This window comes from Pseudomonas sp. S2_E01 (assembly GCF_054668365.1).
The window spans coordinates 3,850,106-3,872,814 of sequence record NZ_CP162762.1 but is presented as its reverse complement, the minus strand read 5'-3'; the positions used below and the strand labels follow the sequence as shown (position 1 = coordinate 3,872,814).

Genomic DNA, 22,709 nt, shown 5'->3' with positions numbered 1-22,709 from the left:
TAGCCGACGAGCTAGATGGCTTTATCTTAAATTGCGCTTCGTTGCGAAGCCCCATGATTCAGAAGGTTTACATGTTCGACGACAAGGTATTGATGATCACCGGTGGTACCGGTTCCTTCGGCCATACGGTCCTCAAGCGCTTTCTCAATACCGCTGTGCGTGAGATCCGCATCTTTAGCCGTGATGAGAAGAAGCAGGAGGACATGCGCATCGCCCTGGCCAATGACAAGGTCAAGTTCTACATCGGTGATGTTCGTGATTACGACAGCTTGCGTCAGGCGATGGTCGGTGTGGATTACATTTTCCATGCAGCGGCGCTGAAGCAGGTTCCGTCCTGCGAGTTCTATCCGATGGAAGCGGTGCGCACCAACGTGCTGGGCACCGAGAACGTGTTGAATGCCGCCATCGCCAGCGGTGTGCAGCGGGTTGTGGTGTTGAGCACTGACAAGGCGGTCTATCCGATCAACGCTATGGGCATCTCCAAGGCAATGTCCGAGAAGTTGATGGTGGCCAAGTCGCGCATGATCCCGGCTAATGGCCCGGTCATTTGCGCGACCCGTTATGGCAACGTCATGGCTTCGCGGGGCTCGGTGATTCCCTTGTTCGTCGACCAGCTTCGCACGGGTGGCGCGCTGACGGTGACCGATCCGGAAATGACCCGCTTTCTCATGTCGCTGGAAGATTCCGTTGATCTGGTTTTGCATGCTTTCGAGCACGGCCAGCAAGGCGATTTGTTCGTTCAGAAAGCCCCGGCCTCGACAGTCGGCGACCTGGCCGAAGCGCTCAAGCAACTGTTCAGCAAGAAAAACGAGGTCAAGGTGATCGGCACTCGCCACGGCGAGAAACTCTACGAGTCGCTGGTTTCCCGTGAGGAAATGGCCAAGGCCGAGGACATGGGGCGTTACTACCGGATTCCGGCGGATAACCGTGACCTGAACTACAACAAGTACTTCGTCGAAGGCGAGGAGCGTATATCCGAGTTCGACGACTACACCTCGCACAATACGGAGCGCCTGGATGTACCGGGTATCAAGGAGCTTTTGCTGAAACTCGATTACATCAAGGAGCAACTCAATGCTTAAGGTGATGACGCTGGTCGGCACACGCCCCGAGCTGATCAAGATGAGCCGGGTCATCGCCGAACTGGATCGCCAGGTCGACCATGTCCTGGTGCACTCCGGACAGAATTACGATTACGAACTCAACCAGGTGTTCTTCGACGACCTGGAAATCCGCAAGCCGGATCATTTCCTCGGCGCTGCCGGTGATACGGCCGCCAAGACCATCGCCGAAGTCATTGCCAAGTCCGATGAAATCTTCGAACTGGAAAAGCCTGACGCGTTGCTGCTATATGGCGACACCAATACCTGCCTGGCAGTGATCTCCGCCAAGCGTCGTAAGATTCCGGTGTTCCATATGGAGGCGGGTAACCGCTGTTTCGATCAACGGGTGCCTGAAGAGCTGAACCGCAAGGTGCTGGATCACCTCAGTGACATCAACATGGTGTTGACCGAGCATGCTCGCCGCTACCTGATCGCCGAGGGTATTCGTCCTGAAACGATCATCAAGACCGGTTCGCACATGCAGGAAGTCCTCGACTACTACATGCCCAAGATCGCGAAGTCAGATGTGCTGGCCCGCAGCGGACTGGAACAGGGCAAGTTTTTCATTGTCAGCGCTCACCGTGAGGAAAACGTCGACACGCCGGATAACCTTCGCGATTTACTGGATACCCTGCGAGCGTTAGCCGATCACTACGGCTTCCCGGTGATCGTTTCCACCCATCCGCGTACGCGCAAGCGGTTGGAAGCCCTGGGTGAGTCTCTCGATCACCCGCTGATTCGATTCGTTAAACCTTTCGGATTGCTCGATTACATCAAGCTGCAGATGTCGGCATTCTGTGTCCTTTCCGACAGCGGCACCATTACTGAAGAAGCTTCGCTGCTGAACCTGCCTGCGGTCACGCTCCGCAATGCCCATGAGCGTCCGGAAGGCATGGATGAAGGGACCTTGATCATGAGTGGTCTCAAGCGTGGTTCCGTGATGGATGCTGTTCGCGTGGTCACCAGTCAGCACTCGCGTGACCAGCGCCAGGTTCCGCTGGTGCCGGACTATAAGGGGGGACCGGTTTCCTTGCAGGTGGTTCGTGTGGTCCTGAGCTATACGGACTACATCAATCGCACAGTATGGAACAAGGTTTGAACGGGCTATGACGCGGGTTCTTTTAACGGGTGCCAGTGGCTTTGTCGGGTCGGCAGTCGAGGCCCATCTGTTGGACGACTCGCAGTATGTCGTGCGTTCTGTTTATCGACAGCCAACTCAGTCGGCGTTGCCGCGTTTGCAGATGTGCCATGTGCCAGCGCTTGAACGGGAGACGGATTGGAGCGAGCCGCTTCAGGGCATCGATGTTGTAATTCACTGTGCGGCCCGCGTGCATGTGATGGACGAACGCGAAGCCGATCCGCTAGCCGTTTTTCGTCAGGTAAATGTCCAGGGAACGCTGCGTCTGGCGGAACAGGCCGCTCAGTGCGGGGTTCAACGGTTCATCTATCTGAGTTCGATCAAGGTCAATGGAGAAGGCACGCTACCAGGTCGTGCGTATACAGCCGACGATCAACCGTCTCCACTTGATCCCTACGGTATTTCAAAACTGGAGGCGGAGCAGGCGTTGCAAGCGCTCTCGGCACGGACCGGGATGGAGGTCGTTATCATCCGCCCCGTGTTGGTCTACGGGCCAGGGGTCAAGGCAAATTTTCGTAGCATGATGTCTTGGCTCAATCGCGGCGTGCCGTTACCCCTCGGGTCCATTTCGAACAAGCGCAGTCTGGTAGCCGTGGATAATCTGGTCGGCCTGATCGTCACGTGCATCCATCATCCCGCCGCCGCGAATCAGGTATTTCTGGTAAGTGACGATGAAGACTTGTCGACCAGTGAATTGCTGCGACGGATGGCCCGGGCTCTGGGGAAACCAGCACGCTTGCTCCCCTTGCCTATGTGGCTGCTTGACGCCGCCGCGCGAGTCTTAGGGAAAAAAGCCCTGTCTCAGCGTCTCTGTGGATCGTTGCAGGTTGATATAGAAAAAACGAAGTCATTGCTCGAATGGACCCCGGCAATCAGTGTGGATGGGGCGTTGGCAAAGACTGCAAAAGATTTCCTGGAGCATTGAGTGTGGCAAGGAGAACGTGGTTGGTAATCAGAAAGTCGAACGAAGGGACTTCGTGCAATGCGTGATCGGTTATTGAATCTTCCGCGAGGTTCCAAGCGGGTCTTGCAATTGTTGGTCGACGTCGTCTTGGTATGGGGTGCTCTTTGGCTGGCGTTCGTTGTGCGCCTGGGAATTGGACGCCCGATCAACCCTTTCGAGGATTACGCTTGGTTATTCATGGCTGCGCCGATCATCTCCATTCCAATTTTCATGCGCCTGGGTTTGTATCGGGCGGTGATGCGTTATTTCGGCAATGATGCTCTGGTCAGTATCTTCAAAGCTGTCACCCTGTCAGCGCTCGTGCTGACGGTTTACGTATATTTGTATCGCCCGAATGTATTGGTGCCTCGGTCACTGATTTTCAATTATTGGTGGTTGAGCTTGTTAATGGTCGGTGGCCTTCGACTGTTCATGCGTCAGTACTTTCTCGGGGACTGGTTTCTTGCCGGGCAGCATGTGCCTTTTTTGCGTCAGGACAATGATGCCACCAAGGTGGCCATCTACGGTGGCGGTGCAGCGGGCAATCAGTTGGTCGCGGCATTGCGCATCGACAAGGCGATGCGTGCGGTAGCCATTATTGACGACGACGAGGGCATCGCAAGCCGTGTGATTGCGGGCCTCAAGGTCTATCGGCCTACGGACATTGAACGAATGATTGCCGAGACCGGTGCGACGGAAGTGTTATTGGCTATTCCGTCAGCTTCGCGTGCTCGAAGACGTGAAATTCTGGCCACTCTTGAATCCTACCCCGTCCACGTGCGCACGATCCCAGGGTTCATGGACCTGGCCAGCGGTCGAGTCAGTGTCAGTGACTTGCAAGAAGTCGATATCGTTGATTTGCTGGGGCGAGATCCGGTGGCCGCGCAGCAGGATCTGTTTGAGCGCTGCATTCGTGACCATGTTGTCATGGTCACCGGCGCTGGCGGGTCGATCGGTTCGGAGTTGTGCCGACAGATTCTCACCAGCGAGCCTACCGCGCTGATTCTGTTCGAGCACAGTGAGTTCAATCTTTACAGCATCCAGATTGAGCTTGAGAAGTTAATTCAGGACAAGGGGCTTAGGCTTGAGTTGGTGCCGATCCTCGGCTCGGTCCGAAACAGTGAGCGTTTAGTGGATGTGATGCGCACCTGGGGCGTGAAGACGGTCTACCACGCTGCGGCCTATAAGCATGTGCCGATCGTTGAGCACAACGTTGGCGAAGGCGTGCTGAATAATGTCCTCGGAACCTTGCAGACCGCCCAGGCCGCAGTGCAAGCCGGAGTGAAGCACTTTGTTCTCATTTCAACCGACAAGGCGGTACGTCCGACGAACGTCATGGGTTGCACAAAGCGCCTGGCAGAAATGACGCTGCAAGCTTTGAGTCGTGAGCCCAATCCCCTGTTGTGGGGCAATATCTTTACCGCCCCCTGCGCAAACACGACACGGTTCACCATGGTGCGATTTGGCAATGTGCTCGGTTCATCGGGTTCTGTCATTCCGTTGTTCCGGGAACAAATCAAGAATGGCGGACCGATCACGGTAACTCACCCGAATATGACGCGTTACTTCATGACCATTCCAGAGGCTGCGCAATTGGTAATCCAAGCGGGGTCCATGGGGCAGGGCGGCGATGTGTTCGTGCTGGACATGGGGCATCCAGTGAAAATCGCTGATTTGGCGGAAAAGATGGTTCACTTGTCGGGTTTATCTCTACGAAACGAGGCGCGGCCTAATGGGGATATTGCTATCGAATTCACCGGGTTGCGCCGCGGCGAAAAGTTGTACGAAGAGTTGTTGATTGGTGACAACGTTTCTCCGACCGAGCATTCGATGATCATGCGGGCGGACGAAGAGCATCTTCCTTGGGAAAGCTTCAAAGAAGCGATTACCGCCTTGCTGCGGGCTGTAGCGGAAGATGATTATGTGAAGGTTCGAGCGATGTTGTGCGATACGGTCAATGGTTACGTACCTGAGTGCGAAATTGTCGATCTGATTCATCAACGTCGTCAGGGTCCAATGCGATCTGCCGCCGATTGACTCCACGCCCGTCGAAGTGCTGTTCTTGCGCTTTATATGCAGGGGCACGGCATACAATGCCAATAGACTGTTTTTAATTATAAGGTCGTTAACAATGGACTACTGGTGGCTCATCCCGGCATTGGCCGGGCTTTCTTTTTGTCTCACTGCCGTCCTGCGTCGCTATGCATTGTCAAAGAGCTTGCTGGATATCCCGAATATGCGTAGCTCACATTCCGTGCCGACACCACGTGGCGGCGGCGTTGCCATAGTTATGAGCTATCTCGGTGGCTTGACGGCACTGTCAGCGACTGGGTTGATACCCGCGACGGTGTTTATCGCATTGACTGGCGCAGGAGCGCTGACCGCTATCATCGGTTTTTTGGATGATCATGGGCACATCGCCGCCCGTTGGAGATTGTTGGCGCATTTCTCAGCCGCTGCATGGGCTGTGTGGTGGTTGGGTGGGCTACCCGTTGTCAGCGTGTACGGCCTCCAGATTGATATGGGCTGGGTCGGTCATCTTCTTGCCGTGATTTATCTGGTATGGATGTTGAACCTCTATAACTTCATGGACGGTATTGATGGCATCGCAGGTGTCGAAGCTGTAACAGTTTGCGCGGGCGGCTTCCTGCTTTATTGGGTAAGCAATGTTGCAGGTCAGGGATGGCCGTTGATTCTGCTTATCGCCGGCGTTGCAGGTTTCCTGTTCTGGAACTTTCCGCCCGCTAGAATTTTCATGGGGGACGCGGGTAGCGGATTTCTCGGGATAGCTCTGGGCGTCTTGTCCCTACAGGCGGCGTGGATTTCCTCTGATTTGTTCTGGGCGTGGCTGATACTCCTCGGTGTGTTTATCGTTGATGCCACCTTTACTTTGCTACGCCGTCTCATACGCGGGGATAAGGTGTATGAAGCTCATCGCAGCCACGCTTATCAGTTTGCATCTCGTAGGTTTGGCAGGCATCTGCCCATTACATTGGCTGTAGCGATGATCAATGTCTTTTGGTTGCTGCCAGTGGCGCTATGTATGGTTTTGTACAGGCTGGATGGTGCTGTGGCACTGACAGTTGCGTACCTACCGTTGATAGTCCTTGCTTTCAAATACAAGGCGGGCGAGCGCGAGGACGTCCCAGCGCAGCGCACTTCCTAAGCAGGTATTGAGTGGGCGTTGCTTTTTTATTGTTTCACATTCTGCAACGAAACCATTTTTGACAGGCTCCATAGATCACCTAAATTTGAGAAGCAGCTTTGGAATGGCTGCTTTCTCAATCGATGTTATGGAGCTTTCTTTATGCGTACCGGCTATTTCTGTTCTCTGGCCTTCGCTCTACTTGCCAGCGCCTCAACCAATGCCTTAGCAGCGCCTCCCAAGAACCCGGAGATCAGTAACTCACCTTTGATCATGGAGTTGTCTCCGAAGCCTCAAATCGAAAAGATCGACCTGAATCAGGCTGATGCTTCAACCCTGCAGCGAGAATTGACTGGAATTGGAGAGGCCAAGGCAAAGGCGATTGTTGCATATCGCGATGCAAATGGCCCGTTTGCGTCGGTGGATGAATTGCTCGAAGTCAAAGGAATCGGCAAATCGATTCTGGACAAGAATCGAGAGAAGTTAGAGGCAAACTAAAACTCTAGCACGCCCTGGAGGCCGGTCATGGACCGGCCTTTTTTTGCGCGTGTAAATGCTACCGCGTGTAAAACCTGTTTATTTGTTTATCGCTGAAGATATATCGTCGCGAAATTCCCCTGCAAATTTCAGAAACGTCCTACAACGAAAAGCTTGTTATTTCAAATAATAACTGAGAAAGTGCGCCGGAATTTGCTGTAGCGAGTTTCATTGTACGTGATGCGGTTTTCGAGTGGACGTGGATAGTTATTAATGCTTGGGAAACTAACCCGCAATAACTAATTATCGATTCTTTAAAGTTAGTAAGCAAGTTACATGTCTGCTCGAACGTACGTAGTTTTAGCTGGCCTGGCTTGAGTACGCATTTGGTATCCTCATATTGTTAAGAATATGCATTTTTCCTTTAGCGATCATGGCTAACTCTTTTTCCATGATGGCTATCATGATCGGTTTAAGCCTGTTCGGAAGACCGGAACTCGCTGCGGATTTCGGCATCGTCCATGGTGCTACGGTTGCACTTTTCTACGCCTGTTCTGGCAATGCGCGAAGTATCATTCTCGCTCGGAGTCGTGTCGTCGACACTGTCTATATCTTAGGTTTGCGTTGTTATTTAGTAATTCCCCTCGGTACATTGGCGTTTATTTTAAGCGTTGGCTTGGTTTCGTCAGGCTGGTTGTTTGCTTTTGTACTAGTGCTACGGCGTGCGTTCGAGTGGCTGGCGGAAGTATTTTTGAGTGAAGGGGAACTTAATCGTCACTCCCAGGGTGCGCTACGTTCTTTATTCACGCAAGGCATTGCAAGTATCGTGGTACTCGTTACGCTCTGTCACGACACGACGATTGGTTTCTGGGCGCTGGTTGTATGGTCGGTCACACCGCTGTTCTGGTGCGTTAGCGGTGAGGTATTCAGACCAAGAATTCGATCGATTTCTGATGGATTCAAGCAACTTAAAACCTTGTTGCCACATTTTGGTTCAACGGCTGTGATCGGCATTTCGGTATATGTTTTCAGGGTTTTCATCATTTTGCTCGTTGGAAGCGAAATGGCGGGTGACCTCTTTTCAGCTTTTGCACTCGGAGGAATATTAGGGGCGATTTTCACACAGGCTCTAGGGCCCACGCTGGTGCATAACGAGTTTGAAACCAAGTCGGCGGGTCAGGCACGACGTTATATAACCCTGCTTGTATGGGGCTCTTTTAGTTTGGGTACATTGTTGATAGGGCTTACATTAATACGGCCCGAATTATTTAAGTGGACAGGGAAGCACGATCTGTTCTGGTTGGCAGTCGGTTACTCGCTCCTGGGTGGACCTATTATGGTCATGGCTCAACGAGTGCGCTTGCGTCTGATCCAGAGCCACGATGCACAGGACGCATTAGGTTCAGATATTTTAGCTAATATTCTGCTTGTTGGATGTATACCATTTCTTTATTACGGACTCGGTGCTTCGTCTCTCACCCTACTTTATTTGCTAAGCTCAACGTTGGCTTTGGTTTTTTACGCCAGTGAGAGAAAAGGGTTGCTTAGCTACATGATGTTGGATAGGGCCAGACGATGGATCCTTTCAGGTGTCGCACTGTTTCTGTTTCTTCCGATATTTTTTCAGCTGTCCGGTGGGTGGTATCAGGGTAAAAATCCTTATTTTTCCAGTGAGGGATATCTGATGCAGTTGCCTCTACCTGTTTCTGTATTGGCCGCTTATGTAGGTATTGCACTATTCGGGACGTACGCTAGAGTTCGCCTGTCACTTATTTTTGTCTTCTGTCTATTCATTGGGATGTTGCTCTCAAGTCTATTGCTGACAGGCGAAAGAGGTTTGCAAGGGCAAACCAAGTTAATTCTGATTCTCCAATATATCCTACCTGTTTTTGCTCTTGTTCTCGGGCAGCAATATGCGAGGGAAAAGAGTGCTATACCGATAATGGCTAAAACTTGGTTGACAATTCTATTATTAATTGTGCCAGCCGAGATTGCCTCGACAATTTCTGAGAGGATGGACATTCTCTCTCCGTCGGTGTATCTGTTCAGTATCTATCAGCATATGCAGTATGTACCGGTCATTTTTTGAAGCGGATTTGTCATCGCTCTGTTTTCTCTATTTCAGGAGCCAAGGTATCGCAAACTTTTGATATTGCTCGCGCCAATGATGGGTGTCTATCTCGCACTATCATTTTCCACGCTGGCTTACCTGCTGATGTTAGTCGGCGCATTGATCTTTCTCATTCGGAGTTTCTTATTCAGAAAATACGTCTGGCAAAGCGCTTTAATGGCATCGCTCGGCGGCGCCGGCATAGTCCTCGGCCTTGCGTTTCTGGCCAATGGTGTGGTGATGCAAGCCAAATTTGGCACCAGTGTTCGTATGGATCAGTTGAACGTCGCGGCGCAAAGCATGCCAACGGAGGCGGTGGTCCCGCTAGTTGAAGCAAATCCAGCCTGGCACACATTGGAGCGTAAGAAGGCAGAATGCCATTCCGGCAATGCCCTCGAAGGCTTCCTGGAGGCCCTCGAGATGGAGTGTCTAGAGAATTATCCCGTGACAGAGATAGAAGCAGGTGAGCCAAAAAAAGCGGAAGGGGAATCTCTCAACAATCGCCAAGAGCGCCTGGAATATTGGGATTTTTACGTGACCGCAATTTTTCACGATTTGACCTCTTTTTGGCTAGGTCATGATCATGCGCCTGATAGAAATAAGATTCCCAGCGCTCATAACTACTACTTGGACTTTGCTTATAATTTCGGATTTTTGGCCGTGATACCTTTTGTTGGGTTGATCGGTTATACGATCTACTGCGCTACACGCAACGCCGCACGGATCTGGGCATCTACCGAAATGACGGGCGTGACAGGCGTAGTGCTATTTTTGCTCCTTGCCGACAATATGTTGAAGGTCGGTATGCGGCAGCCTTACCCGGGAATAGTGGCTTTTTTTCTTTGGGGCATGCTCATCTCGCTTCTCATTGAAATGAGAGATGAGAAGCGTCACTCAGATCGCGCTTGCCGCAAGGCAACGCTCTACCGTTGATCAATAGCGCCAATTTAGCGATGCGCGTTTCCGACGCGTGTAAGTCTCGAAAGTTAAAATTCCACATCCGCAATTGGAACTCGGCTGTTTGGCCGACATTTTGTCGGCATTATACCGTGCATGAATGATATCAATATGGTGGCGCGAGGCCTGGCCGAGACCCTAAACGCCGTAACTATGAGTAGTGGGCATCATGAATAAAACGCAATGGTCTGATAATACATATTGCTTGCTACCGTTGGTCGGTAAAGTTTTAAGGGGCTACCGTAGCAATTACTTGAGTTAGAAGAAAAAACCGGCGTTCGAACAGATCGAAATCGTGTTTTTCTACAGTTATGTGTGTTCGACACCTGCTCGATATGCTTCTACGCTCAGCTGACAAAATTCTGATATCCCCTTGGCAGCAGCTTATTTGATAAAACTATTCATTTTTCCGGCAGCTTTCATGGCCAACACTTTTGCCATGATGGTTATCATGATCGGTTTGAGTCTGTTTGGCAGGCCGGAGTTAGCTGCGGATTTTGGTATTGTCCACGGCGCTACGGTTGCACTGTTTTACTCATGTTCCGGCAATGCCCGAAGCATCATTCTTTCTCGAAGCAAGGTCGTTGACACGGCCTATATCTTGCGTGTGCGCTGTTATTTGTTGATTCCCCTCAGTGCTCTGGCTTTTGTTTTAAGCATCGGACTGGTGTCGTCAGGCTGGTTATTTGCATTGGTATTGATTTTGCGTCGCGCGAGTGAGTGGCTCGCGGAGGTGTTTTTAAGCGAGCAAGAATTCGATCGTCACTTTCAAGGGGCACTACGTTCTTTCCTGACGCAGGGTATTGCGAGTTTTTTTGTGCTCGTTGCGCTTTGTCTCGACACAGCTATCGGTTTTTGGGTCTTGGTTGTCTGGTCGCTTACCCCTCTGTGCTGGTGCGTTCGCCGCAGCATGTTCGTATCGGCATTGCGAAGAGATTTCGGTGGATTTAAATATCTCCAACTGTTGTTACCTCACTTTGGCTCTACCGCAGTGATCGGCGTTTCAGTATTCGTCTTCAGGCTTTTCATCATTCTGCTGGTTGGAAGTGAGGTCGCGGGTGACCTTTTCTCAGCTTTTGCGCTCGGGGGTATATTGGGGGCGCTCTTCAGCCAGGCTTTAGGGCCGACTCTGGTTCATAACGAGTTTGAGGTCCAATCATCCGGTAAGGTCTTGCGATATCTAAACCTGCTCGTATGGGGCTCGCTAGGCTTGGGAATACTGCTGGTAGGTCTCGCATTACTGCGGCCCGAGTTATTTCACTGGACAGGCAAGCATGATCTTTTCTGGCTAGCGGTTGGGTACTCGCTCATGGGCGGAGCAGTCATGGTCAAGGCTCAACGGATGCGCCTGCGTCTGATCCAGAGCGACGAAGCACAAGACGCTCTGGGCTCGGATATCTTGGCTAATATTCTGCTCATCGGTTGTATCCCATTTTTGTATCACGCCCTCGGTACGTCGTCTCTTACCGCGCTTTACTTGCTCAGCTCCACATTGTCACTTGTATTTTATGCCAGTGAAAAGAATGGTTTGTTGAGCTCCGGGCTGCTGAAGGGATCCACACGTTGGGTTCTGCCATCTCTTGCTTTTTTATTATTTATCCCACTTTTTTTTCAACTGTCAGGTGGGTGGTATCACGGACAACATCCTTATTTTTCCAGTGAGGGCAAGCTGGCGCAGCTACCTATACCCGTCTCTGTCTTGGCGTGTTATGTCGGTATTGCGATCTATGGAAGATACACGACGGCGCGCCTGTCGCTTATCTTCGTTTTCTTTTTGTTTATGGGTATGTTGCTAACAAGTCTGTTGTTGGCAGGCGACGCCGGTATCCAAGGACAATCCAAGCTAATCTTGATTGTGCAGTACATCCTGCCGGTCTTCGCGTTGGTGCTTGGACAGCAGTGCGGGAAGAATCTAAGCGCTATTTCTATAATCGCCAAGGTGTGGTTGGTCATGCTCCTGCTCATTGTGCCGGTGGAGGTTTATTCAACGATATCCAAAGGACCGGGTACTCTTTCACCGTCGGTTTACCTTTTCAGTATCTACCAACATATGCAGTATGTGCCGGTCATTTTTTCGAGCGGTTTTATCATTGCTCTGTTTTCTCTATTTCACGTGCCGTGGTACCGGAAATTGCTGTTCTTGTTTGCTCCGATCATGGGCATATATCTAGCACTTTCATTTTCAATGTTGGCTTACCTGCTGGTTGGTTCCGGCGTGCTGGTGTTTTTAGTTCGGAACATTTTATCGAAAAACGGTATAAAGCAGACTATTGTGCTGATGCTACTCGGCGGATTGGGTGTGGCTCTTAGCCTGTTTTTTTTAGCCAGCGGCGCCTTTATGCAGGCGAAATTTGGCGTCAATCTTCACATTGACCATCTGACTAGCCATGTTGCAGAAGTGTCAGCACAGTTGGAGACACAGCCACTCAGTAATCGACAGGAACGGCTAGCATATTGGAACTACTACTTGATCGAGGTTTTTGATAATTTCAGATCGTTTTGGCTGGGGCATGAACAGGCTCCCGATAGATCAAAAATACCCAGCGCGCATAACTATTACCTGGATTTTATTTATAATTTTGGGTTTCTGGCTGTCTTGCCAATTTTGGGGCTGATCAGTTTTACGATTTATTCTGTGATACGCAACGCGTCTCGGATTTGGGCTTCCTCCGAAGTACTCGGAGCGACAGGTGTAGTTGTATTTTTGCTTCTTGCAGACAACATGTTAAAAGTCGGAATGCGTCAGCCTTACCCTGGAATACTGACATTTTTTCTTTGGGGAGTCGTTATAGCGATTCTCGTCGAAATGAAACGTGGGAAGGGGGCTCCTCAGCAAGCAGGCCCCGGAAGCAATTCCACAATCGTGTAATCAAGCTGCTGGTACCGATTGCATACCTGCTCTGCGATGCAAAGACCCCGCTACACGATTTTCGATCCTCAACCCGGAGCACCTCTGGTCGAGGATCGGAAAATTATAGCTATCATATTCTTTTTAGATTATGCATATAATAATTGCGCATCCACCCGAAGCGTTCTGTAATCAGACGCATATCTTGCTCGCATGCAACCTCTGGAGCCATTTTCATGACCACCACGCACCCCCAAAACACCGCCCTAATCACCGGCGCCTCCTCCGGCATCGGCGCCATCTACGCCGACCGCCTCGCCGCCCGCGGCTTTGATCTACTCCTGGTCGCCCGCGATCTGGAACGACTGGAAAGCGCGGCCACCCACCTACGCACCCAACACGGCATTCAGGTCGAAGTGTTGAAGGCCGATCTCACCCAAAAAGACGACATCCTCAAACTCGAACAACGCTTGCGCAGCGATTCAAGCATCGCCCTGCTCGTAAACAACGCTGGCGTGGCCGCGGATGGCTTGTTGGCCAATGCGGATCTGGATCAGCTGGAAAAGCTCATCCAGCTCAACGTCACGACCGTTACGCGCCTTGCCTCGGCTGCCGCCGCTGGTTTCGCCAAGGCAGGGCGGGGCACGATCATTAACATCGCGTCGGTGGTGGCTTTGTTTCCTGAGCGCTTCAATGCCACGTACAGCGCCAGCAAGGCGTATGTGTTGAGTCTGTCGCAATCGTTGGGTGCCGAGCTGGAAGGCACCGGTGTCAAGGTGCAGGCGGTGTTGCCTGGGGTGACTCGTACCGAGATTTGGGAGCGTTCCGGTATCGATGCGAGTCAGATTCCGGCGGATATGGTGATGGATGCGGGGGAGATGGTTGATGCGGCGCTGTCCGGTTTGGATCAGGGCGAGTTGGTTACCATTCCTTCGTTACCGGACGCCAATGAATGGAGCGCCTTTGTAGCGGCGCGGCATGTCATGGCGCCGAATCTGTCCAAGAGCAAAGCTGCGGCACGATACAAGTAATGCACCCTATAACTGAGGACGTTGCGGTATGAATGACCGTCGAGTGGTTGTAACGGGCATGGGGTTGGTTTCTCCGCTGGGGAGTGGCCTCGAGGTTGTCTGGTCGAGGTTGTTGGCTGGGCGTTCCGGCATCCGGAATTTGCCGGACGAAGTGGTGGCCGATTTGGCAGCCAAGGTGGGTGGTCCAGTGCCCGCTGTGGCTGAGGATGCCGAGGCGGGGTTCGATCCGGATCTGGCGACACCTCCCAAGGAACAGAAGAAGATGGACCGCTTCATCATGTTCGCCATGGAGGCGGCACGCCAGGCGATCGCACAGGCTGGTTGGCAACCGCAGACGGATGATGCCCGAGAGCGTACGGCAACGATCATCGGTTCTGGGGTAGGTGGTTTCGGTGCGATTGCCGATGCGGTGCGTACCACGGACAGTCGTGGGCCGCGGCGTTTGTCGCCGTTTACGATCCCGTCGTTTCTGGTGAATTTGGCCGCTGGCCATGTGTCGATTCAGCACGGTTTCAAGGGGCCGCTGGGCGCGCCGGTGACTGCGTGTGCAGCAGGGGTACAGGCGATTGGCGATGCGGCGCGGTTGATTCGGTCTGGAGAAGCGGATATTGCCTTGTGCGGTGGCGCGGAAGCGGCGATCGATCGAGTCAGTCTCGCCGGGTTTGCTGCTGCTCGGGCGTTGTCCAGCGGCTTCAACGACACGCCGGAGCGTGCTTCGCGCCCGTTCGATAGTGATCGGGATGGCTTCGTCATGGGCGAAGGTTCGGGACTCCTGGTTATCGAGTCGCTGGAGCATGCCCTGGCCCGAGGTGCGCAGCCGCTGGCGGAACTGGTCGGCTACGGCACCAGCGCAGACGCGTATCACCTGACTGCCGGGCCTGAAGATGGCAGCGGTGCGCGACGAGCGATGTCGCTTGCCTTGGCTCAGGCTGGAATCGCCCCCGATCAAGTGCAACATCTCAACGCGCACGCCACGTCGACGCCGGTTGGGGATCTGGGCGAGTTGGCAGCGATCAAATCGTTGTTCGGTGCGGACAACAAGATCGCCGTGACGTCGACCAAGTCGGCTACCGGGCATCTGCTCGGCGCTGCGGGGGGGATTGAGGCGATTTTCACCCTCTTGGCGATTCGCGACCAGATTGTGCCAGCCACCCTCAACTTTGATAACCCGGACCCGGCAGCGCAGGGTGTGGACATCGTTCACGGTCAGGCGCGACCGATGGCAATCGAATATGCCCTGTCCAATGGCTTTGGTTTTGGGGGAGTGAATGCCAGCGTGTTATTCAAGCGCTGGCAGGGTTAACCCTTGTATTGCTTGAGCAGCCGGCGGTTCACGTCGAGTATGCGCTGAGCCAACTCAGGGCACTCGACGCTGCGTGACAGCAACAATGCCCCGACCAGGGCAGACATGATGAAGATGCTCTGGTCGGATGCATCGCCCGCGTCGAGGGTGTTTTCGATCTGCTCGAGCCTGCCCCTGAGCACGCTATCGGAACTCGGGCTGGGGCGGCCACGCAGGCCCAGCTCCGATGACATGGTCGGCAATGGACACCCTTCATGGGGCGAAGTCTGGTGCCATTCGGACAGGTAGCAGTCGATAAACGCTTCGAGTGGATGTTCTTCGGCAAAGCGCTGCGCACAGAGGTCTTCTACCTGCTGACACGCCGCCTGCAGCGCCTCTTCCACCAGTTCGTCCTTGGACTTGAAGTGCGAGTAAAACCCGCCGTGTGTCAGACCCAGCGCTTTCATCAGCGGTTGCAGGCCTGTCCCACCAATGCCGTCACGGCGAAACCGTGCTGAAGCTTCCTTGATTATGCGTTCGTGGGTCTGGGCTTTATGGTCCTGCGAGTAACGCATTTGAGATCTCCGCAACGATGAACCATAGTAACCAATGAAAATTGAATGGTGACTGTACTTCTACTTCTAAAAAGCGTGCAGATGCGTCCAACGTCGTCGTAGCTCATTAAATGAACTGTAACGGGCATTGGCTCAAGTTTGCTTTTGATTATTGCCCTGATCCGGGCTGGAGGACATGTCACAGGTCAGTGTAGGAGCAAGCTTGTCGAGGCGTCGAACCGTCGCGATGCTGTCTCAAACACCGCTGGGTGTCAGTCCATCAGCGTTATCGTTGACGACCGATCGCGACGGTTCGACGCCTCGACAAGCTCGCTCCTACAGGGATGGGCAGGGCAGGGCAGAGCATCAGCGATCCTGCGCATCCTTGGCATCCGCTGCCGCATTGCGCTCCGCAACACGCTTGCGCTGCTCATCGGTCAGTTCGACCTTGTTGGCCGTGTCGCGCAGCATCATCAAACCGCCGACGATCGAGCCGATTGCAACGACCAGAATCAACCAGGCATACCAGGGCATGGGAATCTCCTTGAGTGCAGTTCGGTTGGCAGTTTTGCCAACCGATCCTGCTTACCACTTTGAGCGATTTATTTTCGCGGTGGTTCCATTCTATGCCTGATCTGCCGGTTGTACCTGCCGTCAGTCAAAGTCCGGTCAACATGGCGTCCGTGGGCGCATCCGCGCGCAGTTGCGCTGTCAGCATGAAGTAAACGAATCCCACGGCCATGAAGCCGAGGAAAATCAGCCCGATCAACGTGTTGAACCAGGCCATTGCCACCAGGCACACCACCGCCAGCGCCAGGGCAATGATGGGCAGCAGGGGGTAGCAGGGAGCACGGAAGGTGCGCTCGAGGTTGGGTTCGGTTTTGCGCAGTTTGAACAGGCTGAGCATGCTCATTATGTACATGACGATGGCACCGAACACGGCCATGGTGATCATCGCTGCCGTCAGTGTCATCCCGCCGAGGTTGATCAGGCCGTCGCTGTAGATGGCGGCGATGCCGACCACGCCACCGGCGATGATTGCTCGGTGCGGCGTCTGGAAGCGCGACAGTTTGGCCAGGGATGCCGGCAGGTAACCGGCGCGGGCAAGGGCGAAGAACTGGCGCGAGTAGCCGAGGATGATCCCGTGGAAGCTCGCCACCAGGCCGAACAGGCCGATCCACACCAGCATGTGCAACCAGCCGGAGTTTTCGCCGACCACGGTTTTCATCGCCTGCGGCAGCGGGTCGTTGATGTTCGACAGGGTGCGCCAGTCGCCGACGCCACCGGCGAAGAACATCACGCCCATTGCCAGTATCACCAGGGTCAGGATGCCGCTGATGTAGGCCTTGGGAATCGTGCGTTTCGGGTCCTTGGCTTCTTCGGCGGCCATGGCGGCGCCTTCGATGGCGAGGAAGAACCAGATCGCGAATGGAATCGCCGCGAACATGCCGGCTATCGCGGGGGCGCCGAACACATCGGAACCTGCCCAGCCATTGAGGGCGAAGTTGCTGAAACTGAAGGCCGGAGCAACCACGCCCATGAACACCAGCAATTCAGCCACGGCGAGCACGCACACCACCAGTTCGAACGTGGCGGCGAGTTTGACCCCGAGAATGTTCAGGGTCATGAACACCAGGTAGGCGCCGACTGCGGCGTGCTTCGGATCGAGCGCCGGAAACTGCACGTTCAGGTAGGCACCGATCGCCAACGCGATGGCCGGTGGCGCGAAGACAAATTCGATCAGCGTCGCCAGCCCGGCGATCAATCCACCTTTTTCACCAAAGGCGCGGCGGCTGTAGGCAAAGGTCCACCCGCGTGAGGAATCGCGGTGGTCAGCTCGGTGAAACTGAAGATGAAGCAGGTGTACATGGTGGCGACCATCAACGAGGTCACCAGGAAGCCGAGTGTGCCGGCCACGCCCCAGCCGTAACTCCAGCCGAAATACTCGCCGGAAATCACCAGCCCGACCGCGATGCCCCACAGGTGGAGCGTGCCCAGCGTGGGTTTGAGTTGTGTGTTCATGCGTTTCTCCCTGGACGGTTGGAAAGCTCGGGGGAGGGCGTGTGCAGTGGGCGTGCCATTTTGTAGATGAGTGTCGTAAAGGCCTGAAACCTGTCGTATCGGGGATGTTCGCGGCTGGATGTACTGTTTTTGTGCATCAGTTGGGGGCAGCGGTGACTGTGCCGGCCTCTTCGCGGGCAAGCCCGCTCCCACAAGGTTCTCTGATGATCACAAATCTTGAGTACACCTCGATACTTTGTGGGAGCGGCGGTGCGACGGTTCGACTTGCCCGCGAAGAGGCCCGTCCTGCCTCCACAGAGCCCACTCTTTACACTTTCTTTATGCCCCGCCACACCCCTCGATCTCGTTCCTTTACAGCCTCCCTCCCGACAATGACTGCACACGCGGCAATACGCCGTTACACGGAGAATTTCCATGAGCGTTCTGGACGGAGTGTCACTGCTGCTGGCAGTGGGGCTGTTCATTTATCTGTTGGTTGCGCTGTTGCGCGCGGACCGGAACTAGGAGCGGCTATGCACAGTTATGACTATTGGCTGATCCTGGCCTTCTTCGCCGTGGTGCTGATACCGGCACCGTTCCTGGGGCGTTTCTATTACAAGGTCATGGAAGGGCAGCGCACCTGGCTGACGCCGGTGCTGGGGCCGGTGGAACGCGGCTGTTATCGTGTGGCCGGGGTCGATCCGCACGCCGAACAGAGCTGGCAGAAGTACACCCTGGCCTTGCTCGCGTTCAACCTCGCGGGTTTTTTGCTGTTGTTCTTCATCCTGTTGTTTCAGGGCCATTTGCCGTTGAACCCGCAGAATCTGCCGGGCCAGGAGTGGACGCTGGCGTTCAACACCGCTATCAGTTTCATGACCAACACCAACTGGCAGGCCTACAGCGGCGAGGCCTCGCTGAGCTACCTCAGCCAGATGGCCGGCCTCACCGTGCAGAACTTCGTCAGCGCCGCCACGGGCCTGGCGGTGCTGGTGGCGCTGTGTCGCGGGATTGGTCGCAAGTCCGCGCAGACCCTGGGCAACTTCTGGGTCGACATGACCCGCGCCACCCTCTACGGCCTGTTGCCGCTGTGCCTGCTGCTGGCGCTGTACCTGGTGTGGCAGGGCGTGCCGCAAACCTTCGCCCAGTACGTCAATGCCGTGACGATGCAAGGCGTGGATCAGGTCATCCCGCTTGGCCCGGCCGCCAGCCAGATTGCGATCAAGCAACTGGGCACCAACGGCGGGGGCTTCTTCGGTGTCAACTCGGCGCACCCGTTCGAGAATCCGACGGCGTGGAGCAACCTGTTCGAGGTTGCATCGATCATCCTGATCCCGGTGGCCCTGGTGTTCACCTTCGGCCACTACGTGAAGGACCTGCGCCAGAGTCGCGCGATCATTGCCTGCATGTTCGCGCTGTTCCTGATCGGTGGGGCGACGTCACTGTGGGCCGAGTATCAGCCTAACCCGACCCTGAACAACGTCGCCGTCGAACAGACCGCGCCGCTGGAAGGCAAGGAAGCGCGCTTCGGCACCACCGCCACCGTGCTCTGGTCGGTGACCACGACGGCCGCCTCCAACGGTTCCGTCAACGCCATGCATGACAGCCTCAACCCCCTGAGCGGCATGGTCGCGTTGGTCAACATGATGGTCGGCGAGGTGATCTTCGGCGGCGTCGGCGCCGGGCTCTACGGCATGTTGCTCAACGTGTTGATCGCGGTATTTCTCGCCGGCCTGATGATCGGCCGCACCCCCGAATACCTCGGTAAAAAGCTGCAAGCCAAGGAAGTGCAACTGCTGGTGGTGACGCTGCTGGTGATGCCGGTGGGCGTGCTGGTGCTTGGCGCGATTGCTGCGAGCCTGCCCGGGCCGGTGGCATCGGTGAGCAACCCCGGCGCGCATGGCTTCAGCCAGCTGCTTTACGCCTACACCTCGGCCAGCGCCAACAACGGCTCGGCATTCGGCGGCTTTGGCGCCAACACCGCGTTCCACAACCTGATGCTGGGTCTGGGCATGTTGATCGGCCGCTTCGGTTACATCCTCCCGGTACTGGCCCTGGCTGGCAGCCTGGCGATGAAGAAAACCGCCCCGGTTGGCCAGAACAGCTTCCCGACCCACGGTGCGCTGTTCGTCACCCTGCTGACCGTGACCATTTTGCTGGTGGGCGGCCTGACCTTCCTGCCGACGCTGGCACTGGGTCCTATTGCTGAACATTTGAGTATGGGCTTCTAAGCCTCTCTATTTAGGAGCAGCATCATGAATATGCCTGCTGTAAAACCCGCCGCTGCCAAGGCGCCGGAACACGCAAAAACCGCGATCTCTGCGTTATGGCGCCCGGCGCTGATCCAGGCCTTCGTCAAGCTCGACCCTCGTCAGTTGCAGCGTGCACCGGTGATGTTGGTGGTCGAACTGACGGCGGTACTGACCACCGTCCTGTGCTTCATCCCTGACAGCGCGGTGCCGACGTTCGTCGCCGCGCAGATCGCCCTGTGGCTGTGGTTCACCGTGCTTTTCGCCAACTTTGCCGAAGCGCTGGCCGAAGGTCGTGGCAAGGCTCGCGCCGACAGCCTCAAGGCCGGCAGCGAAGGCCTGAGTGCCCGGCGTAAAAACGCCACTGGCACGTTTGAAGTAGTCCCAGCCGCGCGATTGCGCAAAGGTGACGTGGTGCGGGTCGAGGCCGGGGAAATGATCCCCGGTGACGGCGAGGTCATCGAAGGCATTGCAGCGGTCAACGAAGCGGCGATTACCGGGGAGTCCGCGCCGGTCATCCGCGAGTCCGGCGGCGATCGTTCCGCTGTGACCGGCAACACGCGGCTGGTGTCCGACTGGCTGCTGGTGCGCATCACCGCCAACCCCGGCGAGTCGACACTGGACCGCATGATCGCGCTGGTCGAAGGCGCCAAGCGCCAGAAGACCCCGAACGAAGTGGCGCTCGACATCCTGTTGATCGGCTTGACCCTGATCTTCCTGCTAGTGGTCGTGACCCTGCAGCCGTTCGCCCACTTCGCCAACGGCAGCCTGCCGCTGGTGTTCCTGGTGGCGTTATTGGTCACGCTGATTCCGACCACCATCGGCGGCCTGCTGTCGGCCATTGGCATCGCCGGCATGGATCGCCTGGTGCGCCTGAATGTGATCGCCAAATCCGGTCGCGCGGTGGAAGCGGCGGGGGACGTGCATGTCTTGTTGCTGGACAAGACCGGCACCATCACTTTCGGCAACCGTCGTTGCGCGGCGATTTATGCAGCGCCTGGCGTAACCGCGAGGGATCTGGCTGAGGGCGCACTGTTTGCATCGCTGGCGGACGAGACGGCGGAAGGCAAATCCATCGTCGAATACCTGCGCAATTTGCATCCACAGTCTGAACCGGCCCCCGAGGTACTGACCGTCGTGCCGTTCAGCGCCGAGACGCGCTTGTCCGGGGTCGATTATCAAGGGCACGTGTATCGCAAGGGTGCCGTGGATTCGCTGCTGACATTCGTGGGTCAGAAACGCGCTGATCTGGCGCCAGCCCTGTCCCGTGAAATCGACAAGATCGCCCAAAGTGGCGGCACGCCTTTGCTCGTGTGTGTCGACGGCAAACTGCTCGGCGCCATCCACCTCAAGGACGTGGTCAAGCCCGGCATCCGTGAGCGTTTTGCCGAGCTGCGCAAATTGGGTATTCGCACCGTCATGGTGACTGGCGATAACCCATTGACCGCTGCGGCGATTGCGGCGGAAGCGGGTGTTGACGACGTGCTGGCCGAAGCCACGCCGGAGAAAAAACTGGCGCGCATTCGTCATGAGCAGAATGACGGTCGATTGGTGGCCATGTGCGGCGACGGCGCCAACGACGCACCCGCCCTGGCCCAGGCCGATGTCGGCATGGCGATGAATGACGGCACGCAAGCCGCGCGCGAGGCGGCGAACATGGTCGACCTCGACAGCGACCCGACCAAGTTGTTGGACGTGGTGCAGATCGGCAAGGAATTGCTGGTGACCCGTGGTGCGCTGACGACGTTTTCCATCGCCAATGACGTGGCCAAGTACTTCGCGATTCTGCCCGCGTTGTTCGCCTCGATCTACCCGCAACTGGGCGTGCTCAACATCATGCAGTTGAGCAGTCCGCAGAGCGCGATCCTGTCGGCCATCGTGTTCAACGCGTTGATCATCGTGGTGCTGATTCCACTGGCCCTGCGCGGCGTGCGGGTGCAGGCGGCAAACGCGGCGGCACTGCTGCGACGCAACCTGTTGATCTACGGCCTCGGCGGGATCCTGGTGCCGTTCGTGGGCATCAAGGCGATCGACATGTTGCTGACGGCGCTGCACCTGGTCTAACCAACACATTCACCCTGTAGGAGCGAGCACGCTCGCGATGGTCGTCAACGATGACGAGGGGCCTCTGACACCCCGCGGTGATCCCGAGTCCATCGCGAGCGTGCTCGCTCCTACAGGTGAAGCCACCTCTCTGAGTTCGAGGAATTAGAAATGTCCACAATCATACGTCCGGCCCTGAGCCTCCTGATGCTGATGACCCTGATCACCGGTGTCGCTTACCCCCTGGTCGTCACCGGTGTCGCCCAGATTGCATTCCCCACTCAGGCCAACGGCAGCCTGGTACACGACGCCGAAGGCAAGGTGCGCGGTTCGTCGCTGATTGCCCAGGATTTCGTCGGTGACGCCTGGTTCCATCCACGGCCTTCCGCCGGTGCATTCGCGACGGTGTCGAGCAGCGCGAGCAACCTGTCGCCGAGCAACCCGGCACTGGCAACGCGGGTGATCGACGAGGCCGGTAAACAGTTGGTGCCAGGACAAGGTCCGGTGCCGCTGGCGCTGCTGACCACTTCGGGCAGCGGCCTCGATCCACACTTGCCACCGGCGGCGATTGCCTATCAACTGGCGCGTGTCGCGCAGGCGCGCAATCTGCCAGTGTCGACGTTGCAACAGTTGCTGGAGGCGCACATCGAGCAACCGTTGGTGGGGCCGCCGGTGGTGAATGTGTTGGCGCTGAATATGGCGTTGGAAAAACTTTAAATCTGTGTTGACGCCATCGCGGGCAAGCCCGCTCCCACAGGAGGCGGTGTCGTTCACAAATTTTGTGTTCAACACTCAACCTTGTGGGAGCGGGCTCGCTCGCGAAGGCGGCCT

The 22,709-nt window shown here is 55.6% G+C and carries 17 protein-coding genes and 1 pseudogene; 15 read left to right on the top strand and 3 right to left on the bottom strand.

Annotated features, from left to right (window positions below; all coding sequences use genetic code 11):
* The first annotated feature begins 71 nt into the window (after positions 1-71).
* The 11 genes from AB4O36_RS17940 (at position 72) to fabF (ending at position 15,055) form a co-directional block, all read left to right on the top strand.
* Positions 72-1,082 (top strand): polysaccharide biosynthesis protein, encoded by a 1,011-nt coding sequence (locus AB4O36_RS17940; protein ID WP_460142157.1) that lies wholly within the window; start codon positions 72-74, stop codon positions 1,080-1,082.
* On the top strand, positions 1,075-2,202 hold the full coding sequence (gene wecB / locus AB4O36_RS17935; RefSeq protein ID WP_460139906.1) for a non-hydrolyzing UDP-N-acetylglucosamine 2-epimerase: 1,128 nt from the start codon (positions 1,075-1,077) through the stop codon (positions 2,200-2,202). The genes AB4O36_RS17940 and wecB overlap by 8 nt, the downstream gene beginning before the upstream one ends.
* A gap of 7 nt (positions 2,203-2,209) precedes the next feature.
* On the top strand, positions 2,210-3,166 hold the full coding sequence (locus AB4O36_RS17930; RefSeq protein ID WP_460139905.1) for a UDP-glucose 4-epimerase family protein: 957 nt from the start codon (positions 2,210-2,212) through the stop codon (positions 3,164-3,166).
* A gap of 57 nt (positions 3,167-3,223) precedes the next feature.
* Positions 3,224-5,221 carry a polysaccharide biosynthesis protein gene (locus tag AB4O36_RS17925; RefSeq protein ID WP_460139904.1) on the top strand — a complete coding sequence of 666 codons (1,998 nt, stop codon included), beginning with the start codon at positions 3,224-3,226 and terminating at the stop codon, positions 5,219-5,221.
* Positions 5,222-5,315: 94 nt separating this feature from the next.
* The gene (locus AB4O36_RS17920; protein ID WP_460139903.1) at positions 5,316-6,350 is read left to right on the top strand and encodes an MraY family glycosyltransferase; all 1,035 of its coding nucleotides are present in this window, start codon (positions 5,316-5,318) and stop codon (positions 6,348-6,350) included.
* Positions 6,351-6,491: 141 nt separating this feature from the next.
* Positions 6,492-6,827 carry a ComEA family DNA-binding protein gene (locus tag AB4O36_RS17915; protein WP_460139902.1) on the top strand — a complete coding sequence of 112 codons (336 nt, stop codon included), beginning with the start codon at positions 6,492-6,494 and terminating at the stop codon, positions 6,825-6,827.
* 442 nt (positions 6,828-7,269) lie between these two features.
* Positions 7,270-8,895, top strand: coding sequence for a hypothetical protein (locus tag AB4O36_RS17910; RefSeq protein WP_460139901.1), 1,626 nt, complete (start codon positions 7,270-7,272; stop codon positions 8,893-8,895).
* A gap of 78 nt (positions 8,896-8,973) precedes the next feature.
* Positions 8,974-9,849 carry a hypothetical protein gene (locus tag AB4O36_RS17905; protein WP_460139900.1) on the top strand — a complete coding sequence of 292 codons (876 nt, stop codon included), beginning with the start codon at positions 8,974-8,976 and terminating at the stop codon, positions 9,847-9,849.
* 445 nt (positions 9,850-10,294) lie between these two features.
* A complete protein-coding gene (locus tag AB4O36_RS17900; protein ID WP_460139899.1) occupies positions 10,295-12,742 on the top strand; it encodes a hypothetical protein in 2,448 nt (815 codons plus the stop codon).
* Between the two features lie 215 nt (positions 12,743-12,957).
* Positions 12,958-13,752 carry an SDR family NAD(P)-dependent oxidoreductase gene (locus tag AB4O36_RS17895; protein ID WP_460139898.1) on the top strand — a complete coding sequence of 265 codons (795 nt, stop codon included), beginning with the start codon at positions 12,958-12,960 and terminating at the stop codon, positions 13,750-13,752.
* Between the two features lie 28 nt (positions 13,753-13,780).
* Positions 13,781-15,055 carry a beta-ketoacyl-ACP synthase II gene (gene fabF, locus AB4O36_RS17890; RefSeq protein ID WP_460139897.1) on the top strand — a complete coding sequence of 425 codons (1,275 nt, stop codon included), beginning with the start codon at positions 13,781-13,783 and terminating at the stop codon, positions 15,053-15,055.
* Here the strand turns inward: fabF and AB4O36_RS17885 are convergent.
* The 3 genes and pseudogenes from AB4O36_RS17885 to eat all read right to left on the bottom strand — a co-directional run bounded on the left by AB4O36_RS17885 (position 15,052) and on the right by eat (position 17,610).
* Positions 15,052-15,609 (bottom strand): TetR/AcrR family transcriptional regulator, encoded by a 558-nt coding sequence (locus tag AB4O36_RS17885; RefSeq protein ID WP_460139896.1) that lies wholly within the window; start codon positions 15,607-15,609, stop codon positions 15,052-15,054. The genes fabF and AB4O36_RS17885 overlap by 4 nt on opposite strands.
* Positions 15,610-15,954: 345 nt before the next feature.
* Positions 15,955-16,122 carry a DUF2897 family protein gene (locus tag AB4O36_RS17880; protein ID WP_460117011.1) on the bottom strand — a complete coding sequence of 56 codons (168 nt, stop codon included), beginning with the start codon at positions 16,120-16,122 and terminating at the stop codon, positions 15,955-15,957.
* Between the two features lie 124 nt (positions 16,123-16,246).
* Positions 16,247-17,610: pseudogene (gene eat, locus AB4O36_RS17875) on the bottom strand (ethanolamine permease).
* A 414-nt stretch (positions 17,611-18,024) separates the two neighbouring features.
* On the opposite strand from eat, the gene kdpF reads away from it, so the two are divergent.
* From kdpF to kdpC, 4 genes are all read left to right on the top strand, one after another.
* Positions 18,025-18,114, top strand: a complete 90-nt coding sequence (kdpF, locus tag AB4O36_RS17870) for a K(+)-transporting ATPase subunit F (protein ID WP_007899818.1) — start codon at positions 18,025-18,027, stop codon at positions 18,112-18,114.
* Positions 18,115-18,122: 8 nt separating this feature from the next.
* Positions 18,123-19,817, top strand: a complete 1,695-nt coding sequence (gene kdpA, locus AB4O36_RS17865) for a potassium-transporting ATPase subunit KdpA (RefSeq protein ID WP_460139895.1) — start codon at positions 18,123-18,125, stop codon at positions 19,815-19,817.
* A gap of 24 nt (positions 19,818-19,841) precedes the next feature.
* On the top strand, positions 19,842-21,899 hold the full coding sequence (kdpB, locus tag AB4O36_RS17860; protein WP_460117009.1) for a potassium-transporting ATPase subunit KdpB: 2,058 nt from the start codon (positions 19,842-19,844) through the stop codon (positions 21,897-21,899).
* Between the two features lie 150 nt (positions 21,900-22,049).
* The gene (kdpC, locus tag AB4O36_RS17855; RefSeq protein ID WP_460139894.1) at positions 22,050-22,595 is read left to right on the top strand and encodes a potassium-transporting ATPase subunit KdpC; all 546 of its coding nucleotides are present in this window, start codon (positions 22,050-22,052) and stop codon (positions 22,593-22,595) included.
* The last annotated feature ends 114 nt before the right edge of the window (positions 22,596-22,709 follow it).

Coding starts and splice junctions, on each gene's coding strand:
- AB4O36_RS17930 (WP_460139905.1), top strand. CDS start 2,210: ATGACGCGGGTTCTTTTAACGGGTGCCAGTGGCTTTGTCGGGTCGGCA.
- fabF (WP_460139897.1), top strand. CDS start 13,781: ATGAATGACCGTCGAGTGGTTGTAACGGGCATGGGGTTGGTTTCTCCG.
- AB4O36_RS17895 (WP_460139898.1), top strand. CDS start 12,958: ATGACCACCACGCACCCCCAAAACACCGCCCTAATCACCGGCGCCTCC.
- AB4O36_RS17880 (WP_460117011.1), bottom strand. CDS start 16,122: ATGCCCTGGTATGCCTGGTTGATTCTGGTCGTTGCAATCGGCTCGATC.
- AB4O36_RS17900 (WP_460139899.1), top strand. CDS start 10,295: ATGGCCAACACTTTTGCCATGATGGTTATCATGATCGGTTTGAGTCTG.
- AB4O36_RS17885 (WP_460139896.1), bottom strand. CDS start 15,609: ATGCGTTACTCGCAGGACCATAAAGCCCAGACCCACGAACGCATAATC.
- AB4O36_RS17920 (WP_460139903.1), top strand. CDS start 5,316: ATGGACTACTGGTGGCTCATCCCGGCATTGGCCGGGCTTTCTTTTTGT.
- kdpF (WP_007899818.1), top strand. CDS start 18,025: ATGAGCGTTCTGGACGGAGTGTCACTGCTGCTGGCAGTGGGGCTGTTC.
- AB4O36_RS17925 (WP_460139904.1), top strand. CDS start 3,224: ATGCGTGATCGGTTATTGAATCTTCCGCGAGGTTCCAAGCGGGTCTTG.
- wecB (WP_460139906.1), top strand. CDS start 1,075: ATGCTTAAGGTGATGACGCTGGTCGGCACACGCCCCGAGCTGATCAAG.
- kdpA (WP_460139895.1), top strand. CDS start 18,123: ATGCACAGTTATGACTATTGGCTGATCCTGGCCTTCTTCGCCGTGGTG.
- AB4O36_RS17940 (WP_460142157.1), top strand. CDS start 72: ATGTTCGACGACAAGGTATTGATGATCACCGGTGGTACCGGTTCCTTC.
- AB4O36_RS17910 (WP_460139901.1), top strand. CDS start 7,270: ATGATCGGTTTAAGCCTGTTCGGAAGACCGGAACTCGCTGCGGATTTC.
- kdpB (WP_460117009.1), top strand. CDS start 19,842: ATGAATATGCCTGCTGTAAAACCCGCCGCTGCCAAGGCGCCGGAACAC.
- kdpC (WP_460139894.1), top strand. CDS start 22,050: ATGTCCACAATCATACGTCCGGCCCTGAGCCTCCTGATGCTGATGACC.
- AB4O36_RS17905 (WP_460139900.1), top strand. CDS start 8,974: ATGGGTGTCTATCTCGCACTATCATTTTCCACGCTGGCTTACCTGCTG.
- AB4O36_RS17915 (WP_460139902.1), top strand. CDS start 6,492: ATGCGTACCGGCTATTTCTGTTCTCTGGCCTTCGCTCTACTTGCCAGC.